The sequence below is a fragment of the Massilia sp. UYP11 genome, from assembly GCF_050434805.1.
Taxonomy (GTDB): Bacteria; Pseudomonadota; Gammaproteobacteria; order Burkholderiales; family Burkholderiaceae_D; genus Telluria.
Map to the genome: position 1 here is coordinate 549,281 of NZ_JBNDJE010000001.1, position 18,994 is coordinate 568,274.

The following is an 18,994-nucleotide window of genomic DNA, read 5'->3' on the forward strand; positions in this document are numbered from 1 at the left end:
GGCTTCGGCCGAGGACAGACAAAACGCGCAGGGTAGAAGCGGGTAGACTTGACAGATCATGGGCAAGATTCACACACATTATGACAACCTGAAGGTGTCGCGTCATGCGCCCCAGGAAGTCATTCGTGCTTCCTACAAGGCCCTGAGCCAAAAATATCACCCTGACAAGAATCCGGGCGACGAAAAGTCCGCCCGCATCATGGCGGTCGTCAATACCGCCTACAACGTCCTGTCCGATCCCGTGCGCCGCAAGGAGCACGACGAATGGATCGCCGCCGAGGAGTGGGAAGTCGAGTGGCTGGAAAGCTCGAGCGCCAAGGAAGGCCAGCCGCGCAAGAACGGCGACAACTGGGATGGGCAGCCGCCGCCCAGGCCGCGCCGCAAGCGATTGTGGCGCGATCCGCGCTGGTGGCTCGGCATGTCGGGCTGCTTCGTGGCCGGCGCCGTCGTCGCCGTGCTGATGATCGAACAACAGCCGAACATTATCCCCAGCGCGCTGGCCTGGGGCGGCATTGCCCAGCCAGACCCCATCAAGACCGGCCGCGCCGACGCATTGGGCGTCGACGCCAGCGGTGACGACTGGGCCCGCCGCATCGGTCCGGACGGCGCCAAGGGCCCGCCGCCCGAGGTGCGCGCGCTCGCCGTCACCCAGCTGGCGGTGCCGGCCCGCGCCCCCGACTGCAGCACCGACCTGCAGACCCTGGCGTCGCCCAGCGGCGATCCGTGGCCGCTCGAATCGTCCTACCTGCCCGGCTACCCGGTCGGCAACGAGGGGGCGGAGATGCAGGTCGTGATCGACAACAGCGCCAACGCGGCGCCGGTGTTCGTCAAGCTGTACGACCTCGACCGCCGCGCCAACGTCAGGCACGCCTTCGTGCAGCAGCGCTCGAACTTCACCTTCGACAGGCTGGCCGCCGGCAAGTACGAGGTGCGTTACCAGAACGTGGTCGACGGCGCCAGCAAGTCCGAATGCGACAGCCGCCATACGGCCCTGCGCCAGGCCGCGGCCGATGTTCAATAAGCGGGCCTTGACAAGCTGGCTTCCATAAACAGGCTGTCGTTTTTTCGGCGTGCTGACGCTTTCTCGTGTCAGTACTTACCCAATTGCATTATTTTCGTTCCTCGCCGTAATATACTGGCCGATGCCGCGCGCCCATGCAGCCGCGGCGCCACGCCCAACGCAGGCTTATACGGAACATCATGAACGAACTGGAAGGCCTGACGGCCCTGATCATCGAGCCCCACGCGGGGATGCGGACCAGCATCCACAGCATGCTCACGCTGTGCGGCCTGACCCGGATCGAGCACGCCAGTAACGCCAACCAGGCTGTCAAGCACCTGGGCCTGCGCCAGTTCGACCTGATCCTGTGCGAATACGACCTCGAAGGCGGCCAGGATGGCCAGCAACTGCTGGAAGACCTGCGCCACCACAAGCTGATGAAGCTGGCCACCATGTTCTTCATGGTCACCGCCGAAGGCAACCACAGCAAGGTGGTCAGCGCGGCCGAACTGGCGCCGACCGACTACATCCTCAAGCCGTTCACCGCCGATCGCCTGCTCGAGCGCATCGCACGCGCCCTCGACAAGCGCAATGCCTTCCTGCCGGTGCACACCCTGATGGAAGCGGGCGACCAGATCGATGCGATCGCCGCCTGCGTCGAAGGCCAGCGCCTGCACCCGCGCTACGCGGTCGACTTCCTGCGCCTGCGCGCCGAGCTGCACATGTTCCTGGGCCAGGCCGACCAGGCCGAGCCGATCTATCGCCACCTGATCGAGATCAAGGCGATCGCCTGGGCCCGGCTTGGCCTGGCCAAGACGCTCTTCGTGCGCAAGCAGTTCACCGAGACGCGCGACATCCTGGAAGAACTGGTCGACACCAACCGCAACTTCGTCGATGCCTATGACTGGCTGGCGCGCACCCATGCGGCGGTCGGCGAATTGCAGAAATCGCAGTCCGTGCTGAGCGAGGCAGTGGCGGTGTCGCCGCATGCGGTGCGGCGCTTGCGCACCCTGGCCGACACCGCCTTCGAGGCGGGCGACGTCGATACCGCCGAAAAATCCTTGCGCCAGGTGGTGGCCAAGGCCAAATATTCCGAATTCCGCGACCCCGAAGATCACGTCAAGCTGGTGCGCACACTGGTGCACAAGGGCGATCCCGTCGGGGCCGCCGCCGTGGTGCGCGACCTCGACCGCACGATGGGCGGGCGCGCCAACACCGCGCTGTGCAGCGCGATCGCCTCGGCCCTGGTGCACGAGTACACCGGCAATGAGCAGCGCCTGGGCGAAGCGCTGGACACGGCCCTGGCGTCAAGCAAGGATGCGCCCAATCTGTCGCCCGAGCTCAAGCTCGAGCTGGCGCGTACCTGCATCGACAATGGCCGCGAAGAAGGCGCTTCCGAGATCGTGCGCGAGGTGATGAGCAATGCCTCGAGCGACACCATGGTCTCGCGCGCCATGGGCGTGCTGGAACAGGCCGGTAGAAGCGAGCTGGCGCAGACCCTCGCCCAGCAGAGCCGCCAGCAGGTGGTCGACCTGGTCGCCGGCGGCGCCGCGCGCGCCAAGGACGGCGACTACCACGGCGCGGTGAGGCTGATGCTGGAAGCGGCCACCAAGTTGCCGAGCAATCCGGCGGTGGCCTTCAATGCCGCGCTGGCGGTGCTGCGCTGCCTCGAGCACGAGGGCTGGGACAACCGTCTCGGCGCGCAGGTGCCGGGCCTGGTCGGCAATGTGCGCAAGCTCGACCCGCTCAATCCCAAGCTGCCGGCGCTGGCGGCGCTGCACCAGCAGGTGCTGAAACAATACAAACAGGGCGCGCACGCGGGCGCGCCGCTGCGCAAGGCCGGCTGAGCGGATCGACACCATGGCCGACATCTTCCAGGACGGCGCTGTGCGCCGCGTGCGACCCGCCCTGATGCGACAACTCAGCGGCACCGAACGCATGTTCACCCTGGGCGGCGCCGTCACGCAGGTGATCGGCATGGGGTATAGCGACGACCTGGGCACGGCCGACCTCGCGTATTACGTGGTGTCCGACGTCGCCCTGACCCAGCGTATCCTGCGCCTGTCCAACACGGTCCAGTACCGTACCCTGTCCGGTACGCCGGTGACGACGATCTCGCGCGCCATTTCCCTGCTCGGCTTCGACAATGTGCGCGCCGCCGCGCTGGCGATGCTGCTGGTCGATGCGCTCGACACCGCCGAGCACGGCGTGCGGGTGGAGCTCGAAGCCGCCCTGTGCGCCAGCCTGGTCGGCCGCGAGCTGGCGCGCCACAGCCCGATCCCCGGCGCCGAGGAGGCGGCGATCTGCGCGCTGTTCAAGAACCTGGGTCCGCTGCTGCTGGCCAGTCACGAACCCGAGCGCTACCGGGAAATCGCCGCGCTCGTGGCGGCCGGCAAGCACAGCTCAAGCCAAGCTGCGCAACTGATCTTGGGCTGCAGCTTTGAGACCCTGTCAGGGGCGATCTTGCGCGAGTGGCAGATGCCGGAGTTGATCGTGCGGGCGCAGGCGGCCCTTCCTCCGGGGCCGCTCGAGGTGGCTGCCGACCGCGACGAATGGATGCGGCAGGTGGCCGCCTTCAGCCGCGACGTGGCGCGCCTGATGGGGCGCTGCCACGATCCGGCGACCTCGCCCGAGGCCGGCGTGCTGCTCGCGCGCTACGGCATGGCGCTCGGCGTCGATGCGCCGCGCCTGGCGGCCCTGTTCGACGTGGCGCAGGAAGGCATGAACGGCATGCTGCAGAGCATGAACATGGAGCGCGCCCCGAAGACCGATCCGAAAGCCGGCAGCAGCCTGCCGAACGTGCTGGCGCTAGCCACCCTGGATGCGGGCGAGGACGACGAGGGCGAGTTCCACCCCAGCGGCAAGCCGAAGAATGCGCGCGACCTGCTGCTGGCGGGCGTGCAGGACGTGACCCTGCTGGGCGGATCCGGCGCCGGCGTCAACGACGTGGTCAATGCCGTGCTCGAAACCCTGTACGGCGCGCTGGGATTCCGGTTCGCCACCGTGTGCCTGCGCGATGCGCGCACCGGACAGTTCCGCGCGCGGGTGTCGCTGGGCGAGGGCAGCGTCGACCTGCAGGACGGCTTCGTATTCCCTTGCGCCTTTACCCGCGACGTGTTCCATCTGGCCTTGGAAAACGACGCCGACATGATGATCGCGGACGCCTTCAGCCCCAAGATCCGCGACCTGCTGCCGGCCTGGTACAAGACCCTGCTGCCGGACGCCGAGAGCTTCATCGTGCTGCCGCTGGTGGTCGGCAAGGCCAGGGTAGGGCTGATCTACGCCGACCGCATCTTCCCCGCGCCCGAGGGCCTGGCGCAGGACGAGACGGCGCTGATCAAGGCGCTCAAGGCGCAGGCGCTGACGGCGCTGGCGCCGGCGGATGCGAACCACCCTCAGCCTTGATCGACGTCGTTCCCCCGAAGGCGGGAACCTCATTGCGTTGCACGCCTCATCATCTTGTTCTTGCCTCGACACTGAGCACAAAGACTTGGGTTCCCGCCTGCGCGGGAACGACATTGTCTGGTCATGCCGAGGTGCCGGCGGAACAATTCCAGATCGGTTCATGAAGATTTTTTCGCACTTGGCAAAATCACCCTTGCAGCTTTACAGTCCGGCCGTTACAATCACGCCCCGAAGCAACGCTGTCAGGTGAAGTAGAAAATCTTCTACCAAAACCTGATTGACAGTACGTTGAGCTTGCTTCATACTCTGCGGTTCTTCGCGGTGGGGTGGCCGAGTGGTTAAAGGCAGCAGACTGTAAATCTGCCCTCTCTGAGTACGCTGGTTCGAATCCAGCCCCCACCACCAAAAAGAAGATCGTGAAGTCGAATTTGAAGTTGTACCTCGCGGGTGTAGCTCAATGGTAGAGCAGAAGCCTTCCAAGCTTACGACGAGGGTTCGATTCCCTTCACCCGCTCCAGTGTGTGCGGTGGTTTCTACATCGCAAAAATCAGCCCTTGTAGCTCAGTGGTAGAGCACTCCCTTGGTAAGGGAGAGGCCACGTGTTCAATCCACGTCAAGGGCACCAGAATTTTGTACGGCAGTCGCGTTGCACTCGTCCGTCAGGTGTGCCTGGTAATCCCCAAAATATCGTTAGATCTTAGGAGTCTGAAATGGCAAAAGGTAAATTCGAACGGACCAAGCCGCACGTGAACGTCGGCACCATCGGTCACGTTGACCACGGTAAAACCACCCTGACGGCTGCAATCGCTACCGTCCTGTCGAAGAAATTCGGCGGCGAAGCCAAGGCCTACGACCAGATCGACGCGGCTCCGGAAGAAAAAGCACGCGGCATCACCATCAACACCGCGCACGTCGAGTACGAAACCGAAAACCGTCACTACGCGCACGTTGACTGCCCAGGCCACGCCGACTACATCAAGAACATGATTACCGGTGCAGCGCAGATGGACGGCGCGATCCTGGTGTGCTCGGCCGCCGACGGCCCGATGCCACAGACCCGCGAGCACATCCTGCTGGCGCGTCAGGTTGGCGTTCCATACATCATCGTGTTCCTGAACAAGTGCGACCTGGTCGACGACGCGGAACTGCTGGAACTGGTCGAAATGGAAGTGCGCGAGCTCCTGTCGAAATACGAGTTCCCAGGCGACGACGTGCCAATCATCAAGGGTTCGGCACGTATGGCCCTCGAAGGCAAACCAGGCGAAATGGGCGAAGAGTGCATCACCCGCCTGGCTGAAGCCCTGGACACCTACATCCCAACGCCAGAGCGCGCTGTGGACGGCGCCTTCCTGATGCCAGTCGAAGACGTGTTCTCGATCTCGGGTCGCGGCACCGTCGTCACCGGTCGTGTCGAGCGCGGCGTTGTCAAAGTCGGCGAAGAGATCGAAATCGTCGGTATCGTCGACACCGTCAAGACCACCTGCACCGGCGTGGAAATGTTCCGCAAGCTGCTGGACCAGGGTCAAGCTGGCGACAACGTCGGCCTGCTGCTGCGCGGTACCAAGCGTGAAGACGTGCAACGTGGTCAAGTCCTGGCAAAACCAGGTTCGATCAAGCCGCACAACCACTTCACCGGTGAGATCTACGTCCTGTCGAAAGACGAAGGCGGCCGTCACACCCCATTCTTCAACAACTATCGTCCTCAGTTCTACTTCCGTACGACTGACGTGACCGGTTCGATCGAACTGCCAGCAGACAAAGAAATGGTCATGCCAGGCGACAACGTCTCGATCACCGTCAAGCTGATCGCACCGATCGCGATGGAAGAAGGTCTGCGCTTCGCAATCCGCGAAGGCGGCCGTACCGTCGGCGCCGGCGTGGTTGCCAAGATCCTCGCCTAAGTAGTCGGGTGATAGAGGGAAGCAGAAGCATTTCTGTTTCCCTCAAACAGCATTGCCAGCGAGCGCGCGCTTGTTGTATAATGTTGGATTCAGCAGCAAAGTTTTCGTAGGGGTGTAGCTCAATTGGCAGAGCGTCGGTCTCCAAAACCGAAGGTCGCGGGTTCGATTCCCTCCGCCCCTGCCACCGAATTCTGGTGCGCGGCACCGAAAGTAAAGAAGAATGTCTAATCAATCCGTGCAAACTGTCAGCACCTCGAATGACAAGTTCAAGGTCGCGCTGGCGGTGGTTGCAGCGATTGCAGGCGTCGTCGGGTTCTTCTACCTGACTGGCCAGAACAAACCAGCCTTGGTCGCCGCAGGCGCCCTCGTGGCTGGTTTAGTTTTTGCCGTCCTGCTTTTGTGGACTTCCACCACTGGTCGTGATTTCCTGAGCTTCGCCAAGGAGTCGGTGCGCGAGACCAAGAAGGTCGTCTGGCCTACCCGCCGCGAAGCCATGCAGATCACCGGCATCGTGTTTGCCTTCGTGGTCGTGATGGCGATTTTCCTGTGGGGCACGGATAAAATTCTCGAGCTCCTGTTGTACGACTTTGTCCTGGGTTGGAAATAACATGAGCGATAACGTGCAAGACAATGCACCTGTGCCGGGCGAAGTCCCGGCACAAGACGCTGCGGCTGCGCCGCTGAGCGTCCCGGTCAGCAACAAGCGCTGGTACGTCGTCCATGTCTATTCGGGCATGGAAAAGAGCGTGATGCGCGCACTGACCGAGCGCGTCGAGCGCGCCGGCATGCAAGAACAGTTCGGCCAGATCCTGGTGCCGACCGAGGAAGTCGTCGAGATGCGCAACGGTTCCAAAGCCGTTTCCGAGCGCCGCTTCTTCCCGGGCTACGTGCTGGTTGAGATGGAAATGACCGACGAAACCTGGCACCTGGTGAAGAACACCAGCAAGGTCACCGGCTTCATCGGCGGCAAATCGAACAAGCCGACGCCGATCCCAACGCGCGAGATCGACAAGATCATGCAGCAGGTGCAAGAGGGCGTCGAAAAGCCACGGCCAAAAGTGCTGTACGAAGTGGGCGAACAAGTCCGCATCAAGGAAGGCCCGTTCACCGACTTCAACGGCAACGTCGAGGAAGTCAACTACGAGAAATCGAAGGTGCGTGTCTCAGTCACCATCTTCGGCCGCTCGACTCCGGTGGAACTGGAGTTCGGGCAGGTAGAGAAAGTCTAAACGCTTTAATCGGAGCGTCGCAGCAGCTAGGCGGAATCCGGTAAGAGGAGCCCCGCCGAGACGAGTAGTCGTGGTGGGGCGCTACTACTCAAGTCAAGATAGGAGCCAGACATGGCAAAGAAAATCATTGGCTTTATCAAGCTGCAAGTTGCAGCTGGTAAGGCAAACCCATCCCCACCGATCGGTCCTGCACTCGGTCAGCGTGGCCTGAACATCATGGAATTCTGCAAGGCGTTCAACGCGCAGACCCAGGGTATGGAACCAGGCATGCCGATCCCGGTCGTGATCACCGCGTTCGCCGACAAGTCCTTCACCTTCGTGATGAAGACCCCGCCGGCAACCTACCTGATCAAGAAAGCCGCCGGCATCACCAAGGGCTCGGCCAAGCCGCACACCGACAAGGTTGCCAAGCTGACCCGCGCGCAAGCTGAAGAAATCGCAAAAACCAAGCAGCCGGACCTGACCGCCGCCGACATGGACGCAGCAGTGCGTATCATCGCTGGCTCGGCACGTTCGATGGGCATCACGGTGGAGGGTGTGTAATGGCTAAGCTGTCCAAGCGCGTCAAAGCAATCAAAGCAAAAGTGGACCGTAACAAGGTCTATGAGTTCGACAACGCTGTGTCGCTCATCAAGGAATTCGCCACCGCCAAGTTCAACGAGTCGATCGACGTCGCCGTTCAACTGGGCGTGGACCCGAAGAAGTCGGACCAGGTCGTCCGCGGTTCGGTCGTGCTGCCAGCTGGCACCGGCAAGACCGTGCGCGTCGCCGTGTTCGCTTCGGGCGACAAGGCCGAAGCTGCCAAGGCAGCCGGCGCCGACGTGGTCGGCATGGAAGACCTGGCAGAGCGCGTGAAGGCCGGCGACATGCCGTTCGACATCGTCATCGCTTCGCCGGACACCATGCGTATCGTCGGTACCCTGGGTCAGATCCTGGGCCCACGCGGCCTGATGCCGAACCCGAAAGTCGGCACCGTGACCCCGGACGTCGCTACCGCCGTCAAGAACGCCAAAGCCGGTCAGGTCCAGTACCGTACCGACAAGGCAGGCATCGTCCACGCGACCATCGGCCGCAAGTCGTTCAGCGACGCAGATCTGAAGACCAACCTGGTCGCCCTGATCGACGCCCTGAACAAGGCCAAGCCGGCCACCTCGAAAGGCGTGTACCTGCGTAAGGTCGCCCTGTCGTCGACCATGGGCGCTGGCGTCCGTGTCGATCACGCTTCGATCTCGGCTGCTGCCTAACTGGATCCAAGCGACGGTGCTTGCACCGTCGTCCCCGCGCAGGCGGGGATCCAAGTTGCTCTACCGTATTAAGTCGTCACAATTGTGGCGCGCATCTTTGGGCTGTCGGGGCTAAATATCGCTCCGGCAGGCAATCAAAGACCGTTGGGCCGAAAGCAGAGGTTGAGCTGACGGTTAATAGACCACCCAACGCAGATGGTGTACCCGAACAAGTTTTGTAGTCCAGCTGTGTGAGTTCATCCGCTCAGTTTTAAGACTTCTTAACTTCGGACGCCGTGTGTTCGAACCGATATGGACATCCGTTCATATCATTTAAGGAGATTGACCGTGGGTCTTAATCTGAATGACAAAAAGGCCGTCGTCGAAGAAGTTTCCGCAAAAGTAGCATCTGCGCAAACCATCGTCGTGGCTGAGTACCGTGGCATCCAGGTTAGTCACTTGACCAAGCTCCGTGCAACCGCACGTGCCCAGGGCGTGTACCTGCGTGTTCTGAAGAACACGCTGGCTCGCCGCTCTGTCGAAGGCACGCAGTTTGCCTCGCTGGCTGATTCCATGACCGGTCCGCTGATCTACTCGATCTCGGACGACGCCGTTGCAGCAGCAAAAGTCATCAACGACTTCGCTAAAACCAACGACAAGCTGGTCATCAAAGCCGGTAACTACGCAGGTAAGCAGCTCGACGTAGCTGGCGTTACCGCGTTGGCAAGCATTCCGTCCCGTGAAGTCCTCATCTCGCAGCTGTTGGGCGTCATGCTGGCACCGGTGTCGGGCTTTGCACGTGGTCTGGCTGCACTGGCAGCGAAAAAAGGCGAAGGTTCCGAGGCCGCTCCGGCAGCCGAAGAAACCGCTGCAGCTTAAGCGCAGCCTTTTTTCTCAAGTACTAACTGAACTACACACAAATCAAAACTGGAGTTTCAAATGGCAATTAGCAAAGACGATATCCTGAACGCAGTGAGCGAAATGTCCGTCATGGACCTGAACGAACTGGTCAAGGCATTCGAAGAGAAGTTCGGCGTGTCGGCAGCTGCAATGGCAGCACCGGCAGCTGGCGGCGCCGCTGGCGGTGCAGCTGCTGCTGAAGAGCAGACCGAATTCAACGTCGTGCTGACCGAAGTCGGCGCGAACAAGGTCGGCGTCATCAAGGCCGTCCGCGAAATCACCGGTCTGGGCCTGAAAGAAGCCAAGGACGTGGTCGACGGCGCACCGAAGACCGTGAAAGAAGCCCTGCCGAAAGCTGACGCTGAAGCCGCCAAGAAGAAGCTGGAAGAAGCTGGCGCCAAGGCCGAACTGAAGTAATCCATATGCACCGGGCACTTGTTAAGAGTGCCCAGCGCGGGAGTCAAAGCTTGCAAAACCTGCCGGAAGGCAGGGGATGCTGCTTTGGCTCTTTTGTCGTCCCTGCGGCAAACGTCGCGGTTTACATGGCGGCAGGGAATAAGTAATGCCCCGTTTCAGCAGCATCGTATCACAGCAGTTTGCTTGTCCTTTTCATCTGGCGCGAAAGAGTAAGAGACTTCAGGGCTTGCGTGTGGTAGTGGCGTTCGCCACTGGCAATTCCTGAATTCTCCATCCTTTCTGTCACTCACGGAGTGTCCATGCACTACTCATTTACTGAGAAGAAGCGCATTCGCAAGTCGTTCGCGAAGCGCGCCAACGTTCACAACGTTCCTTACCTGCTGGCTACCCAGCTGGAATCCTACGAGAACTTCCTGCAGGCCGATTCCGTCCCGTCCTCGCGTAAGAGCGAAGGCCTGCAATCGGCCTTCTCCTCGATTTTCCCTATCGTGTCGCACAATGGTTTTGCGCGCCTCGAGTTCCTGTCGTATGTGCTGGGCGACCCCGCGTTTGACGTGAAAGAGTGCCAGCAGCGTGGCCTGACCTTCGCGTCGCCGCTGCGCGCCAAGGTGCGCCTGGTGATCCTGGACAAGGAATCGCCGACCAAGCCAGTCGTCAAGGAAATGAAAGAGCAGGAAGTCTATATGGGCGAACTGCCGCTGATGACCACGAACGGTTCGTTCGTGATCAACGGCACCGAGCGCGTCATCGTCTCCCAGCTGCACCGTTCGCCTGGCGTGTTCTTCGAACACGACCGTGGCAAGACCCACTCGTCGGGCAAGCTGCTGTTCTCGGCCCGCATCATTCCTTACCGCGGTTCGTGGCTGGACTTCGAGTTCGACCCGAAAGACATTCTGTTCTTCCGCGTCGACCGTCGCCGCAAGATGCCGGTCACGATCCTGCTGAAGGCCATCGGCATGACGCCGGAGCAGATCCTGGCGAACTTCTTCGTCTTCGACAACTTCACCCTGCGTAACGACGGCGGCGAACTCGAGTTCGTCTCCGAGCGCCTGCGCGGCGAAGTCGCGCGCTTCGACATCGTCGATCCGAAGTCGGGCAAGACCATCGTCACCAAGGACAAGCGCATCAACGCCAAGCACGTGCGCGACATCGAAGCCGCCGGCATCAAGTCGATCTCGGTGCCAGAGGATTACCTGCTGGGCCGTGTGCTGGCCAAGAACATCGTCGACCAGGACACCGGCGAGATCATCGCCGTGGCCAACGACGAGCTGACCGAAGAACTGCTGGGCAAGCTGCGCGACGCCGGCGTGACCGAGATCCAGACGCTGTACACCAACGATCTGGACCAGGGCGCCTACATCTCGCAGACCCTGCGCACCGACGACACCGCCGACCAGACCGCCGCACGCGTGGCGATCTACCGCATGATGCGTCCTGGCGAGCCGCCAACCGAAGAATCGGTGGAAGCCCTGTTCAACGGCCTGTTCTACATGCCGGAACGCTACGACCTGTCGGCTGTCGGCCGCATGAAGTTCAACCGCCGTATCGGCCGTGACGAACTGACCGGCGACATGACCCTGTCGAACGAAGACATCCTGGCCGTGATCAAGATCCTGGTCGAGCTGCGCAATGGCCGCGGCGAAGTCGACGACATCGATCACCTGGGCAACCGCCGCGTGCGTTGCGTCGGCGAACTGGCGGAGAACCAGTTCCGTGCCGGCCTGGTGCGCGTGGAACGCGCCGTCAAGGAACGCCTCGGCCAGGCCGAAGCGGACAACCTGATGCCGCACGACCTGATCAACAGCAAGCCGATCTCGGCCGCGATCCGCGAATTCTTCGGTTCGTCGCAGCTGTCGCAGTTCATGGACCAGACCAACCCGCTGTCGGAAGTGACCCACAAGCGCCGCGTCTCGGCACTGGGACCGGGCGGCCTGACCCGCGAACGCGCCGGCTTCGAGGTGCGCGACGTGCACCCGACCCACTACGGCCGCGTGTGCCCGATCGAAACGCCTGAAGGCCCGAACATCGGCCTGATCAACTCGCTGGCTCTGTACGCCCGCCTGAACGAATACGGCTTCCTGGAAACCCCGTACCGCAAGGTCGAGGATTCGAAAGTCACCGACAAGATCGAATACCTGTCGGCGATCGAAGAAGGCCGCTACATCATCGCCCAGGCGAACGCGGCGATCAGCGAAGAAGGCCGTCTGGTCGACGAACTGGTCTCGGCGCGTGAAGCCGGCGAAACGATCCTGGTCTCGCCAGAGCGCATCCAGTACATGGACGTCGCCCCGGGCCAGATCGTGTCGGTCGCAGCTTCCCTGATTCCGTTCCTGGAGCACGATGACGCGAACCGTGCACTGATGGGCGCCAACATGCAGCGCCAGGCCGTGCCTTGCCTGCGTCCGGAGAAAGCCGTGGTCGGCACCGGCATCGAGCGCACCGTCGCGGTCGACTCGGGCACCACCGTGCAGGCTCTGCGTGGCGGCGTGGTCGACTACATCGACGCCGGTCGCGTGGTCATTCGCGTGAACGACGATGAAGCGCAGGCTGGCGAAGTCGGCGTCGACATCTACAACCTGATCAAGTACACCCGTTCGAACCAGAACACCAACATCAACCAGCGTCCGATCGTGCAGGTTGGCGACCGCGTTGCCCGTGGCGACGTGATCGCCGATGGCGCATCGACCGACCTGGGCGAGCTGGCACTGGGTCAGAACATGCTGGTGGCGTTCATGCCGTGGAACGGCCTGAACTTCGAAGACTCGATCCTGATCTCGGAAAACGTGGTCAAGGACGACCGCTACACCTCGATCCACATCGAGGAACTGAGCGTCGTCGCCCGTGACACCAAGCTGGGCGCGGAAGAAATCACCCGCGACATCTCGAACCTGGCGGAAAACCAGCTGGCGCGCCTGGATGAATCGGGCATCGTCTACATCGGCGCCGAAGTGCAGGCTGGCGACGTGCTGGTCGGTAAGGTCACCCCGAAAGGCGAGACCCAGCTGACGCCGGAAGAAAAACTGCTGCGCGCGATCTTCGGCGAAAAAGCGTCGGACGTGAAAGACACCTCGCTGCGCGTGCCTTCGGGCATGGTCGGCACCGTGATCGACGTGCAAGTGTTCACCCGCGAAGGCATCCAGCGCGACAAGCGCGCCCAGCAGATCATCGACGACGAGCTGAAGCGTTTCCGCCTGGACCTGAACGACCAGATGCGTATCGTGGAAGGCGATGCCTTCGAGCGTCTGGAGCGTATGCTGGTCGGCAAGATCGTCAACGGCGGTCCGAAGAAGCTGGCCAAGGGCGCGGCGATCACCTCGGAATACCTGGCGGACCTGGACAAGTTCCACTGGTTCGACATTCGTCCGGCCGATGACGACACCGCGAACGCGCTGGAAGCGATCAAGGAATCGATCAACGAGAAGCGTCACCAGTTCGACCTGGCCTTCGAAGAGAAGCGCAAGAAGCTGACGCAAGGCGACGAGCTGCAGCCTGGCGTGCAAAAGATGGTCAAGGTCTACCTGGCCGTCAAGCGCCGCCTGCAGTCGGGCGACAAGATGGCGGGCCGCCACGGTAACAAGGGTGTGGTCTCGCGTATCGTGCCGGTGGAAGACATGCCGTTCATGGCGGACGGTCGTCCTGCCGACGTCGTGCTGAACCCGCTGGGCGTTCCGTCGCGTATGAACGTCGGTCAGATCCTGGAAACCCACCTCGGCTGGGCTGCGAAGGGCCTGGGCTGGCGCATCGGCGAAATGCTGCAGGCGCAAGCGAAGGCGCAAGACGTGCGCACCTTCCTGGGCAAGATCTACAACGAAACCGGCCGCAAGGAAGACCTGGACAGCTTCAGCGATGAAGAAATCCTGACCCTGGCGAGCAACCTCCAGAACGGCGTGCCGTTCGCGACCCCGGTGTTCGACGGCGCCCACGAGGAAGACATCCGCCGCATGCTGGACCTGGCGTTCCCGGACGACATCGCTGCCCATCTGGGCATGACGCCGTCGAAGAACCAGGTCACCATGTTCGACGGCCGCACCGGCGAAGCGTTCGAGCGCAAGGTCACCGTCGGCTTCATGCACATGCTGAAGCTGCACCACCTGGTCGACGACAAGATGCACGCGCGTTCGACCGGCCCGTACTCGCTGGTGACGCAGCAGCCGCTGGGCGGTAAAGCCCAGTTCGGTGGCCAGCGCTTCGGTGAGATGGAGGTGTGGGCACTGGAAGCGTACGGCGCATCGTACGTGCTGCAGGAAATGCTGACTGTGAAGTCGGATGACGTGAACGGCCGTACCAAGGTGTACGAGAACCTGGTCAAGGGCGACCACGTGATCGACGCGGGCATGCCGGAATCGTTCAACGTGCTGGTCAAGGAAATCCGTTCGCTGGGTATCGACATCGATCTCGAGCGCAACTAAGCAGGGCCAGCATGGCCGCCAGCCTTCGGGCTTGGCCTACGCTGTTAAAGCCGTCGTTCCCGCGCAGGCGGGAACCTAAGCCCGGTCAATGGCCGGCAAACTTGGATCCCCGCCTGCGCGGGGATGACGGTTTTAAGGGTTAGGTGGGTAAAGCAAGCGCCGGCGAAAATCGGCGAGAAGCGGCGGCAGTAGTACTCAGTACAGAATCAATCACCTTTGGAGTGATACATGAAAGCACTGCTCGATCTATTCAAGCAAGTTCAGCAAAACGAAAGTTTCGACGCCATCAAGATCGGCCTGGCGTCGCCTGAAAAAATCCGTTCGTGGTCGTTCGGCGAAGTCAAGAAGCCGGAAACCATCAACTACCGTACGTTCAAGCCTGAGCGCGATGGCCTGTTCTGCGCCAAGATCTTTGGCCCGATCAAGGACTACGAATGCCTGTGCGGCAAGTACAAGCGCCTGAAGCACCGCGGCGTGATCTGCGAAAAGTGCGGCGTCGAAGTCACCCTGGCTAAAGTGCGCCGCGAGCGCATGGGCCACATCGAACTGGCGTCGCCGGTCGCCCACATCTGGTTCCTGAAGTCGCTGCCGTCGCGTCTGGGCATGGTCCTGGACATGACCCTGCGCGATATCGAACGCGTGCTGTACTTCGAAGCATACGTCGTCACCGATCCTGGCATGACCCCGCTCAAGAAGAGCCAGATCATGTCGGAAGACGACTACGCCGCCAAGTACGAAGAATACGGCGACGACTTCACCGCATTCATGGGCGCCGAGGGCATCCGTGAACTGCTGCGCTCGATCGACATCCACCGCGATGCCGAAGCGCTGCGCGTGGAGCTCAAAGAGTCGAAATCCGAAGCCAAGATCAAGAAATACGCCAAGCGCCTGAAAGTGCTCGAGGCGTTCCAGCGTTCGGGCATCAAGCCTGAATGGATGATCATGGAAGTGCTCCCGGTCCTGCCGCCGGAGCTGCGTCCGCTCGTCCCGCTGGACGGCGGCCGTTTCGCCACGTCCGACCTGAACGACCTGTACCGCCGCGTCATCAACCGTAATAACCGCCTGAAGCGCCTGATGGAACTGCGCGCGCCGGAAATCATTACGCGTAACGAAAAGCGCATGCTGCAGGAAGCAGTGGACTCGCTGCTGGACAACGGCCGTCGCGGCAAAGCGATGACCGGCGCCAACAAGCGTCCGCTGAAGTCGCTGGCCGAAATGATCAAGGGTAAGGGCGGTCGTTTCCGTCAGAACTTGCTGGGCAAGCGCGTCGACTACTCGGGCCGTTCGGTCATCGTGGTCGGTCCACAGCTGAAACTGCACCAGTGCGGCCTGCCGAAGCTGATGGCCCTCGAGCTGTTCAAGCCGTTCATCTTCAACAAGCTGGAACTGATGGGTCTCGCGACCACCATCAAGGCCGCGAAAAAGCTCGTGGAAGTTCAGGAACCAGTCGTTTGGGACATCCTGGAAGAAGTCATCAAAGAACACCCGGTCATGCTGAACCGTGCGCCGACGCTGCACCGTCTCGGTATCCAGGCGTTCGAGCCGGTCCTGATCGAAGGCAAGGCAATCCAGCTGCACCCGCTGGTCTGCGCGGCGTTCAACGCCGACTTCGACGGTGACCAGATGGCAGTCCACGTGCCGCTGTCGATCGAAGCGCAGATGGAAGCGCGTACGCTGATGCTGGCGTCGAACAACATCCTGTTCCCATCGAACGGCGAACCGTCGATCGTCCCGTCGCAGGATATCGTGCTGGGTCTGTACTACGCGTCGCGCGAGGCGATCAACGCCAAGGGCGAAGGCATGATGTTCCCGGACGTGTCGGAAGTCATCCGCGCGTACGACAACAAGGAAGTCGAACTGGCGACCCGCATCACCGTGCGTATCGTCGAGTTCCCGAAGAACGCCGAAGGCGGCTTCGACCAGACGCTCACCCGCTACGAGACCACCGTCGGCCGTGCGATCCTGTCCGAGATCCTGCCGAAAGGCCTGCCGTTCTCGGTGCTGAACCGCTCGCTGAAGAAGAAGGAAATCTCGAAGCTGATCAACACGTCGTTCCGCAAGTGCGGCCTGCGTGCGACCGTCGTCTTCGCGGACAAGCTGATGCAGTCGGGCTTCCGCCTGGCGACCCGCGCCGGCATCTCGATCGCCGTCGACGACATGCTGATCCCGGACGTCAAGAAGGGCATGATCGCGACCGCCGAAGCCGAAGTGAAGCAGATCGAGCAGCAGTACGCTTCGGGTCTGGTCACCGCCGGCGAGCGTTACAACAAGGTCGTCGACATCTGGGGCAAGACCTCGGATGAAGTCGGCAAGGCGATGATGGACCAGCTCAAGATCGAGCCGGTCACCAAGCGCGACGGCACCGAAGGCACCCAGGAATCGTTCAACGCGATTTACATGATGGCCGACTCGGGCGCCCGTGGTTCGGCAGCCCAGATCCGCCAGCTGGCGGGTATGCGCGGCCTGATGGCGAAACCGGACGGTTCGATTATCGAAACGCCGATTACCGCGAACTTCCGCGAAGGCCTGAACGTTCTGCAGTACTTCATCTCGACCCACGGCGCTCGTAAAGGTCTGGCGGATACGGCGCTGAAGACCGCGAACTCGGGTTACCTGACTCGTCGTCTGGTGGACGTGACGCAAGATCTGGTGGTGATCGAAGACGATTGCGGCACCAACAACGGCACCCACATGAAGGCGCTGGTCGAAGGTGGTGAAGTCATCGAAGCCCTGCGCGACCGTATCCTCGGCCGCGTGACCGGCACCGATGTCGTCAATCCTGAAACCCAGGAAACCTTGTACGAAGCCGGCACCTTGCTGGACGAAGACATGGTCGAAGAGATCGAACGCGTCGGCATCGACGAAGTGAAGGTCCGCACTCCGCTGAACTGCGACACGCGCTTTGGCCTGTGCGCCAAGTGCTACGGTCGCGACCTGGGCCGCGGCATGCTGGTCAACAGCGGCGAAGCAGTCGGTGTGGTTGCAGCGCAGTCGATCGGTGAGCCGGGTACCCAGCTGACCATGCGTACCTTCCACATCGGTGGTGCGGCATCGCGCGCGGCAGTGGCATCGTCGGTCGAAGCCAAGTCGAACGGTACGGTCCGCTTCACCGCGACCATGCGTTACGTCACCAACGGCAAGGGCGCGCAAATCGTCATTACCCGTTCGGGCGAAGTGCTGATCACCGACGACCACGGCCGTGAGCGCGAGCGTCACAAGGTGCCGTACGGCGCGACCCTGCTGGTCAAGGATGGCCAGACCGTCAAGGCTGGTATCGCCCTGGCGACCTGGGATCCGCTGACCCGTCCGATCATCACCGAGTACGCCGGTACGATCCGCTTCGAGAACGTCGAAGAAGGCGTCACCGTCGCCCGTCAGGTCGATGAAGTGACCGGTCTGTCGACCCTGGTGGCGATCGATCCGAAGCGCCGCGGTTCGGGCAAGGTGCTGCGTCCGCAGGTCAAGCTGCTGAACGAAGAAGGCCAGGAAGTGAAGATCGCCGGCACCGAACACGCCGTGACGATCGGCTTCCAGGTCGGCGCGCTGATCATGGTCAAGGACGGTCAGCAAGCGACCGTGGGTGAAGTGCTGGCACGTATCCCGACCGAATCGCAAAAGACTCGCGACATTACCGGTGGTCTGCCGCGCGTTGCCGAACTGTTCGAAGCACGTTCGCCGAAAGACGCGGGCATGCTGGCGGAAGTCACCGGTACCGTGGCGTTCGGTAAAGAGACCAAGGGCAAGCAGCGCCTGGAAATCACCGACATGGACGGCAACAAGCACGAGTTCCTGATCACCAAGGACAAGCAAGTGCTGGTCCACGACGGTCAAGTCGTGAACAAGGGCGAGATGATCGTGGACGGCCCAGCCGATCCGCAAGACATCCTGCGCCTCCTGGGTATCGAAGCGCTGGCCCGCTACATCGTGGACGAAGTGCAGGACGTGTACCGTCTGCAAGGCGTGAAGATCAACGACAAGCACATCGAGGTGATCGTTCGCCAGATGCTGCGTCGTGTTCAGATCACCGAAGCTGGCGACACCGACTACATCGTCGGCGAGCAGGTGGAGCGTTCGGAACTGCTGGATGCGAACGACCGCGTGAACGCTGTCGGCAAGCTGCCGGCGCAGTACGAAAACGTGCTGCTGGGTATTACCAAGGCATCGCTGTCGACCGACTCGTTCATCTCGGCCGCATCGTTCCAGGAAACCACCCGCGTGCTGACCGAAGCGGCGATCATGGGCAAGCGCGACGGTCTGCGCGGCCTGAAAGAGAACGTCATCGTCGGCCGCCTGATCCCTGGCGGCACCGGTCTGGCATTCCACCGCGCCCGCAAGGAGAAGGAAGTGTGGGAAGCGGAAGAGCGCCAGGCACTGCTGCAGCAAGAGAAAGCCAATATGGCTGCCGAGCTGCAGGCGATGGAAGACCAGCAGACTGCACAGGCTTCGGCCGAGCAGCATAACGACGGCGAGTGATCGCGTAAGTTGTTAGTGAAAGCGGCACCCTGAGGGG

At 61.8% G+C, this 18,994-nt stretch carries 12 protein-coding genes and 4 tRNA genes; all 16 read left to right on the top strand.

The window, feature by feature from the left end:
* Positions 1-58: 58 nt before the first annotated feature.
* Positions 59-1,021, top strand: a complete 963-nt coding sequence (locus tag ABIB38_RS02440; RefSeq protein ID WP_429201460.1) for a J domain-containing protein — start codon at positions 59-61, stop codon at positions 1,019-1,021.
* 179 nt (positions 1,022-1,200) lie between these two features.
* Positions 1,201-2,847, top strand: coding sequence for a response regulator (locus ABIB38_RS02445; protein WP_429201462.1), 1,647 nt, complete (start codon positions 1,201-1,203; stop codon positions 2,845-2,847).
* 13 nt (positions 2,848-2,860) lie between these two features.
* The gene (locus ABIB38_RS02450; RefSeq protein ID WP_429201464.1) at positions 2,861-4,405 is read left to right on the top strand and encodes an HDOD domain-containing protein; all 1,545 of its coding nucleotides are present in this window, start codon (positions 2,861-2,863) and stop codon (positions 4,403-4,405) included.
* 320 nt (positions 4,406-4,725) lie between these two features.
* Positions 4,726-4,810, top strand: a tRNA-Tyr gene (locus ABIB38_RS02455).
* A 38-nt stretch (positions 4,811-4,848) separates the two neighbouring features.
* A tRNA-Gly gene (locus tag ABIB38_RS02460) sits at positions 4,849-4,922 on the top strand.
* A gap of 33 nt (positions 4,923-4,955) precedes the next feature.
* Positions 4,956-5,030 (top strand) — tRNA-Thr (locus ABIB38_RS02465).
* An 85-nt stretch (positions 5,031-5,115) separates the two neighbouring features.
* Positions 5,116-6,306: an elongation factor Tu gene (gene tuf, locus ABIB38_RS02470; protein WP_429201466.1), complete on the top strand. Its 1,191-nt coding sequence runs from the start codon at positions 5,116-5,118 to the stop codon at positions 6,304-6,306.
* 108 nt (positions 6,307-6,414) lie between these two features.
* A tRNA-Trp gene (locus tag ABIB38_RS02475) sits at positions 6,415-6,490 on the top strand.
* Between the two features lie 36 nt (positions 6,491-6,526).
* The gene (gene secE / locus ABIB38_RS02480) at positions 6,527-6,913 is read left to right on the top strand and encodes a preprotein translocase subunit SecE (RefSeq protein ID WP_429201468.1); all 387 of its coding nucleotides are present in this window, start codon (positions 6,527-6,529) and stop codon (positions 6,911-6,913) included.
* Between the two features lies 1 nt (position 6,914).
* Complete coding sequence (nusG, locus tag ABIB38_RS02485) at positions 6,915-7,535, top strand: transcription termination/antitermination protein NusG (RefSeq protein ID WP_429201470.1); 621 nt, start codon at positions 6,915-6,917, stop codon at positions 7,533-7,535.
* A gap of 111 nt (positions 7,536-7,646) precedes the next feature.
* Complete coding sequence (rplK, locus tag ABIB38_RS02490; RefSeq protein ID WP_429201472.1) at positions 7,647-8,078, top strand: 50S ribosomal protein L11; 432 nt, start codon at positions 7,647-7,649, stop codon at positions 8,076-8,078.
* Entirely contained in the window at positions 8,078-8,779 is a 702-nt protein-coding gene (rplA, locus tag ABIB38_RS02495; RefSeq protein WP_429201473.1) for a 50S ribosomal protein L1, read from the top strand. The genes rplK and rplA overlap by 1 nt, the downstream gene beginning before the upstream one ends.
* A gap of 327 nt (positions 8,780-9,106) precedes the next feature.
* Entirely contained in the window at positions 9,107-9,637 is a 531-nt protein-coding gene (rplJ, locus tag ABIB38_RS02500; protein ID WP_429201475.1) for a 50S ribosomal protein L10, read from the top strand.
* 60 nt (positions 9,638-9,697) lie between these two features.
* On the top strand, positions 9,698-10,075 hold the full coding sequence (gene rplL, locus ABIB38_RS02505; protein WP_290425720.1) for a 50S ribosomal protein L7/L12: 378 nt from the start codon (positions 9,698-9,700) through the stop codon (positions 10,073-10,075).
* 299 nt (positions 10,076-10,374) lie between these two features.
* Complete coding sequence (gene rpoB, locus ABIB38_RS02510; RefSeq protein WP_429201477.1) at positions 10,375-14,484, top strand: DNA-directed RNA polymerase subunit beta; 4,110 nt, start codon at positions 10,375-10,377, stop codon at positions 14,482-14,484.
* A 228-nt stretch (positions 14,485-14,712) separates the two neighbouring features.
* Complete coding sequence (gene rpoC, locus ABIB38_RS02515) at positions 14,713-18,957, top strand: DNA-directed RNA polymerase subunit beta' (protein WP_429201479.1); 4,245 nt, start codon at positions 14,713-14,715, stop codon at positions 18,955-18,957.
* The last annotated feature ends 37 nt before the right edge of the window (positions 18,958-18,994 follow it).

Coding starts and splice junctions, on each gene's coding strand:
- rplK (WP_429201472.1), top strand. CDS start 7,647: ATGGCAAAGAAAATCATTGGCTTTATCAAGCTGCAAGTTGCAGCTGGT.
- rpoB (WP_429201477.1), top strand. CDS start 10,375: ATGCACTACTCATTTACTGAGAAGAAGCGCATTCGCAAGTCGTTCGCG.
- ABIB38_RS02445 (WP_429201462.1), top strand. CDS start 1,201: ATGAACGAACTGGAAGGCCTGACGGCCCTGATCATCGAGCCCCACGCG.
- secE (WP_429201468.1), top strand. CDS start 6,527: ATGTCTAATCAATCCGTGCAAACTGTCAGCACCTCGAATGACAAGTTC.
- rplL (WP_290425720.1), top strand. CDS start 9,698: ATGGCAATTAGCAAAGACGATATCCTGAACGCAGTGAGCGAAATGTCC.
- rplA (WP_429201473.1), top strand. CDS start 8,078: ATGGCTAAGCTGTCCAAGCGCGTCAAAGCAATCAAAGCAAAAGTGGAC.
- rpoC (WP_429201479.1), top strand. CDS start 14,713: ATGAAAGCACTGCTCGATCTATTCAAGCAAGTTCAGCAAAACGAAAGT.
- ABIB38_RS02440 (WP_429201460.1), top strand. CDS start 59: ATGGGCAAGATTCACACACATTATGACAACCTGAAGGTGTCGCGTCAT.
- tuf (WP_429201466.1), top strand. CDS start 5,116: ATGGCAAAAGGTAAATTCGAACGGACCAAGCCGCACGTGAACGTCGGC.
- ABIB38_RS02450 (WP_429201464.1), top strand. CDS start 2,861: ATGGCCGACATCTTCCAGGACGGCGCTGTGCGCCGCGTGCGACCCGCC.
- nusG (WP_429201470.1), top strand. CDS start 6,915: ATGAGCGATAACGTGCAAGACAATGCACCTGTGCCGGGCGAAGTCCCG.